The following is a 6,339-nucleotide window of genomic DNA, read 5'->3' as shown; positions in this document are numbered from 1 at the left end:
ATCTTTGGGCACGAGGCTATCGAGTGTCACCATCTCAATTTCTTGTTGGGTCGAGTTAGATTTCAGCATCTTTCCATTATAGAAAAAGGTTGTCCTTGTGGGAACAACCTTTGTCAGCAGTCTGAAAGCTGCCGATTTAGGCAGCTTTTTTTATTCTTTTAAAGAATTTCTTCTACCCGATGTGCAATTCGTAATAGCTGACTATCATCGCCAGAAAATGAGGAAAGTAAAATTGCTGTAGGAAGTGAATTCTCAGCAAAACCATTTGGTAACGTAATGCCTGGCATATCTAAAAAACTACCTGGCATTGTTAAACGTAAAGTTCGCATATTAGTTTCAAAAAACAATGCCTCATTTTCTTCTAAAGGCTGTATTTGAGGTGCTGTATGCGCCACTGTCGGAGTGAGTAGAATCGAACCATTTAACGATTTCTGAATCGTTTGTTTGAGTTCTTGTTGAAGAAAATAAAGTTTTATTTGTTCTGATGCCAAAAAACCTCGAGACCGTTCTAGCCGTGTTCGAATTCGTTGATCTATTTTTGTCGCATCTGGTGAATTGAGTAATGTTTCATGCCGTGTAAATGCTTCGGCTGCACCCAACCATAATCCCTGATCAACTAAATCTAAACTTTTCTGGAAAGCATCTATTGGACGATACTCAATATGACATCCCGCTTGTTCAAGCTTAGCTATACTCTTTTCAAAATTTGATTTTACTGCTGGCTGAATACTGCTGTGTTCTAAAATACGTACATCCACAACAAAATGAATCGATTTAAAATCGCCTTGGGGAATGGGTAAATCAAAAGAATTTTTTCCCAAAATAGACTGATCAAGCGCTATACAGTCTCGAACACTTGTCGCAAGTGGGCCCAAAGTATCTAATGTTTTGGATAACTCAAATACCCCTCGTTTTGAGTAACGATCATGGCTGCTTCTAAACCCTACCAAACCATTAAAAGCGGCAGGGATTCGTATTGAACCAGCCGTATCTGTTCCCATACCAATAGGGACACAACCATGACCCACGGATATCGCTGCTCCAGACGAAGACCCACCCGCAATACATTGTGAATCATAAATATTTTGTGGATGGCCAAAATACGGATTTAACCCTAACCCAGAATAGGCAAATTCTGAAAGATTAGTTTTCCCAACAGAAACCATCCCTATCTGAGCCAATTTTAAGACCAAATCAGCATCTTGCATTTTAGCAGGGTCATCCGCTAAAACTTGTGACCCTGCAGTTGTACGATAACCATTGATATCAAATAAATCCTTCCAAGATAGTGGAACTCCATCAAGCAATGACAATGGTTGCCCAGCATCCCATCTCGCTTTTGCTGCCAATGCCTCACGAAATGCTCGTTCTTGGCATAATGAAATAAATACATTGCAAGTATGGGAAACTTTTTCAAAAGTTTGTTCAAGTAAACGAACAGGATCTAACTGTTTATGCTGAAACTGTTGTGATAATGCTAAAGCATCGAAATGATTCATCATGAGTTCCCCTATAAAAGGATAAGTATCTCAGCACCCTGAAATACCTCCTTTTCATACTATAATTAATGTGTCAGTGGTAATGCTTTGCCCATTTTGGTCGCAGGCAATTGAATTCTTTTTTCAGGCTGTATCAACATCATGCAACACATACTAAACAGCGCGATTCCTGCCGTTGCATAAAAAATGGCATTGTATGAATAGTACTGTGCTAACCAGCCTGAAAGCATTGGTGCAATGATGGATGCAAGGTTTGCTATTGCCAGTGTAAATCCTGAAAATGAACCCACATTTGCATTCGGAGAAACATCAATAATCACGGAATAATAAACATTATTGACCATCGCATTACAGGCATTCCCTAACGCAATTAAGGCAATAATCGATGTGGCAGATGTCATTTGTGGAATGAGCACAAAACAAGCTGCAGTGAGACATAACATCACACAGGCGAAGACATTACGTGCAATTTTTAAGTTAAAGTGACGGTACAAATAATCACTGATATAGCCACCCAAAACGACAGTAATGGTCGAACCAATCCACGGAATCATGGCAATATACCAAAGAGAATTTAAATTATAGTGAAAAGTATCCTGTAAGTACTTTGGTCCCCACGAAACAATAGTGAAGGTAATATACAAGAAGGTGAAATAACCAAAAGCGTTCAACATCAATGTTCTATTTTTAAAGAAAGACCACCATGGTAATTTGTCAGCATTTAATTCTTGTTCTCGGTCTTGTTTAATATATGCCAGCTCAGTTGCAGATACTTTTGAATGTTCTTCAGGCGTATTTCTAAAAACAACATAAAAAATCAACATAAAAATAATGGAAAGCACGCCCAAACATACAAACATCACTCGCCAGTCTTTTGTCACCATGAGCAAAAACACGGCGATAGGCGATGTCAATAACGCACCCACCTGTGTACTCACCAGCCCAAAACTTAACGAAAGGCTTTTTTCTTTCTTTGGCGACCAGTCTGCAATTGATTTACTCATGAGTGGATAGGCAGGCCCTTCACAAAGCCCAAAAATAACGCGGATCAGTGCGAACCCCATGAGCGCTGAGCCAAAGAAAAAAGTACCTATATTCCCAGCCCAAGCTGTCAAAATTTCAACAACAGACCATAAAATACCAACAATCAGCCAAACCTTTCTCGTACCAAATTTATCTGCAAGGACTCCGCCAAATAAAGCTCCTGCTAAATATCCAAATCCGAAATATCCAAGAACAGCACCAATTTGAACCTTACTAAATCCATATTCATGTGAAATATCATTAATTGCAAAAGGCAAAGCACCCCGATCAATATAATTAATCAATGCAATTGAAAATAATAAAGCGAAAATTGAATATCTAAATTTTGAACCGTGTAGAGAACCCGCCATAATCTTATTCCTCTTTGAATCAAACTGAAGTCAAAGCAAAGAGCGCTGCCTTTACTTTTTAAAAGGGTGGATATCGGTAAACAACAGTCTGAAAGTGCGTATTCTTTCCATACTTCTTTCAATACTTGAAAACAGGGATATAACGATTTTTTAAATTTGAATTGCTGGTTTTAAATCACCTCCCCACTGGCAAGGTCATACAGTACTTTTAAGAGAATATTCCCTCCATTTTCAATATCTTGTAAATGTGTAAATTCTTTTACGTTATGTGATAAACCCGCAACACTTGGAACAAAAATCATTCCTGTCGGACAAACCTCTGAAATAACCTGAGCATCATGCCCTGCACCACTTGGCATTTTTTTCACAGAAAGATGACTTTGTTTGGCGAGGTTTTCGATATGCTGAACAATACGATTGTCAAAATGAACTGGTGCTGATTTTGCAAGATCACGTACAGATAGATGTACTCCTTCATCTAAAGCAGCTTGTTTGGCAAATTGCATAATCTCTTGATAGACATGATCTAAAACTGCCTGATCTGTATTACGAATATCAAGGGTAAAAACCGCCTTATTGGGAATTACATTCACAAGGTTAGGGGTAAATTTAATTTGCCCGATAGTCGCCAATTGTCCTTGTCCTACCTGTTTAACCAAACGACGAGCCATCGTTGCAATCTGCATCGCAACCATACCGGCATCATGCCTTAACTGCATAGGCGTTGTACCGGCATGGTTTGATATTCCATCAATCGTAAATTCAACCCAATGAATCCCTTGAACACCTGTAACCGCACCGAGTTGCAGTCCCTCGTGCTCTAATACTGGGCCTTGTTCGACATGTAATTCTATAAATGCATGGATTTTCGGATGACCAACTGGTGCCTCTCCGATATAGCCAATGGTTTTTAAATTTTCATATACCGTTGTGCCATCAATCCCTACTGTGTCATAGGCCGCTTGTAAGTCCAATTCTCCTTGGAAAACTAAACTGCCCATCGTGTCAGGTGGAAATCGAGCACCTTCTTCATTCGTGAAAAATGCAACTGCGATAGGATGTTTTGTTTGAATCTGTGCATCATTTAAAGTTGCAATAACTTCTAGCCCTGCAAGTACCCCCAAATTACCATCATATTTTCCACCCGTGCGTACAGTATCAATATGAGAACCCGTCATGACAGGTGGTAAATCTTCAAGGCCTTCACGGATACCCACCACATTACCAATCGCATCAATTGAAACGGATAAACCCAATGCTTTCATCCATTCAATGACTAAATCTCGTCCTTGTTTATCTTCCTCGGTCAATGCCAAACGGCATACACCACCTCCATCAATCGCACCCACCTGTGCTAATTCGAGAATGCGTTGATTCAAACGGGAAATGTTAATCTTGAGCGAAGCACTTATATGTTCAGCAGGTTGCCGATCTAATCGTATTACTGTATTCATCGTGACCTCTTAAATATCTAAATCCTGATAATGATCATGGAGTTGTTCAATTTTATTTAAGCGCGCTTGGGTAAACTCGCGCTGCTCAAATGCAACTTGTGTGCATAACGCATTAATAAGAGAAATAATGGCGGTGTAAGAGTCGAACATCCCTGTACTTTTGGTGAAAGTCCGCAGGGTCAAATCAGCATGAGTTGGAAGCTCAGAAGAAGATAAATCCGTAAAAAGTAGCACCTTTGCATGACACATAACGGCATGTTCAGCGATTTGCCGAATCAGCTTGACGCGTCGTCGATAATCCATCATTAAAACCAAATCCTCTGAACCTAAATCGACCAATTCTTCGGTTAAATGCAATCCGTTATTATTAGGTACTAAAACAACGTCCTCTCGAACCTGAGTCAACAACAGCCACATGTAATGTGCTAAATGACGACTACTTCTAAATCCGACCACATAAATTCGGCGTGCTTGCTTTAACATCGAAATAGCGTGTTTGAGCTTTAATGGGTCAAGCTGTTCAAATGTTTGTGCAATATTATAAATTTCATTCGAAACATGTTGTTCGATATACCCAAGACCATTCTTTTCGTATTTATCTTCCATCATCAGATACAGAGGAGATGCGGTATCTTTCATTTCTCGTGCACGCAAGCGTAATTCACTAAAAGAGCCGTAGCCAAGACGTTTAAAAAAGCGCACCGCGGTCGCTTTAGAGACATGGGCAAGTTCAGCAAGTTCCGTTGCAGAATACGCTGCGAGTTGGTGAATATTTTCCAAAACAACTTGTGCTAAACGTGTTTCACTTTCAGTAAGAGAATTGCCAAGCTCAAGGATTTTTTGATGAATATCTTGCTTAACCATGAATGTTCCTTAAGAAACTTTTGTTTCATGATTTAGATATTTGCAACAAGTGTGCCAAATTATTTTTTCTATATTTTATAATTCATTAAACGACTTTCTAAAATTTCACCATCAAACAAGATTATTTTATGTGCAACTTTTTTATGCAGATGTTGTCTGAAATGCACTATTTTTTAACGAAAGCCCTATCCTTTTACATAGCCTTCAACTTTTCTAAAAACAACTCCAAAATCAGGTTCGGATGCCGTCCTTTACGTGTCACCACTGAAATTTCAGACTGAAATACCAATTGCTCTGGCAAAATTACTTTCATCATGCCTTGATCTACCCATTGTTTGGCATAGTGGTCAGGTAAAAAACCCACAAATCGCCCCGACAAAATCAAAAAGGCAATCCCTTCCCGATCACTGGCTGTTGCAGACTCTTTTAAGCGTTGTTGCAATACCATAGCTTGAGTGTTCATCCGATAATTGGGAATCACTGCATCCCAATGCTGCAATTGTTTAACATCGATTTCTGTGGCGACATCAAATAACGGATGTTGCTGACTACAATATAAAAAACAGGTTTCATCATATAAAGGGAAATAATCCAGCCCTGAAAGTGGCTGCATCATCGGCAATGCCCCGACATGCAAACGCCCTTCTAACACCCCCCGTTCGATTTCACTCGGTGTACTCATACTAAGATGAATTCGAATATCTCGACTGGCTTCGGATAGTTCTGACAATGCCGAGGTGATCTTCATTTGCGGCTGTGTCACCAAATTATTAATAATGCCAAGATTCAACTCACCTTTTAGATGCTGATGAATTTGGTTCACCTGTTGCCGAAAATCTTCCAATGATGCAAATAAAATTTCGCTATAACGTAAAACCTCACGCCCTTCTTCAGTCAGTGCAAAACCTGAACGCCCTCGTTGACACAACCGCACTCCTAGGCGTTTCTCTAAATCACTCATATGCAAACTAATTGCAGAACGGGTAATACCCAAAACACTTTCTGCCGAGGCAAAACTACCACACGCCACTACAACCTTAAAAACACGCAATAATTTGAGATCAAAATCGGTAATTTGACTGACATTTTTTGTTTTCATTTTAGGTGAGTTTTTTCATAACTAAAGTT

Annotated in this window: 5 protein-coding genes; all 5 read right to left on the bottom strand. The window is 39.5% G+C overall.

Annotated features, from left to right (window positions below; translation table 11 throughout):
- Positions 1–158 precede the first annotated feature (158 nt).
- The 5 genes from ABDV70_RS13340 to ABDV70_RS13320 all read right to left on the bottom strand — a co-directional run bounded on the left by ABDV70_RS13340 (position 159) and on the right by ABDV70_RS13320 (position 6,310).
- The gene (locus ABDV70_RS13340; RefSeq protein ID WP_343598429.1) at positions 159–1,502 is read right to left on the bottom strand and encodes an amidase; all 1,344 of its coding nucleotides are present in this window, start codon (positions 1,500–1,502) and stop codon (positions 159–161) included.
- Positions 1,503–1,564: 62 nt separating this feature from the next.
- Complete coding sequence (locus ABDV70_RS13335; protein ID WP_343598427.1) at positions 1,565–2,893, bottom strand: MFS transporter; 1,329 nt, start codon at positions 2,891–2,893, stop codon at positions 1,565–1,567.
- Positions 2,894–3,063: 170 nt separating this feature from the next.
- Positions 3,064–4,347 carry a Zn-dependent hydrolase gene (locus ABDV70_RS13330; RefSeq protein WP_343598426.1) on the bottom strand — a complete coding sequence of 428 codons (1,284 nt, stop codon included), beginning with the start codon at positions 4,345–4,347 and terminating at the stop codon, positions 3,064–3,066.
- Positions 4,348–4,356: 9 nt separating this feature from the next.
- Positions 4,357–5,211, bottom strand: coding sequence for a MurR/RpiR family transcriptional regulator (locus tag ABDV70_RS13325; protein WP_343598425.1), 855 nt, complete (start codon positions 5,209–5,211; stop codon positions 4,357–4,359).
- 193 nt (positions 5,212–5,404) lie between these two features.
- Positions 5,405–6,310 carry a LysR family transcriptional regulator gene (locus ABDV70_RS13320; RefSeq protein ID WP_343598423.1) on the bottom strand — a complete coding sequence of 302 codons (906 nt, stop codon included), beginning with the start codon at positions 6,308–6,310 and terminating at the stop codon, positions 5,405–5,407.
- Positions 6,311–6,339 lie beyond the last annotated feature (29 nt).

Origin of the sequence: Acinetobacter sp. (assembly GCF_039596015.1) — a bacterium.
Classification (GTDB): domain Bacteria; phylum Pseudomonadota; class Gammaproteobacteria; order Pseudomonadales; family Moraxellaceae; genus Acinetobacter.
Note: the sequence above shows the minus strand (reverse complement) of the source record. Positions and strands in the feature narration are given on the sequence as shown.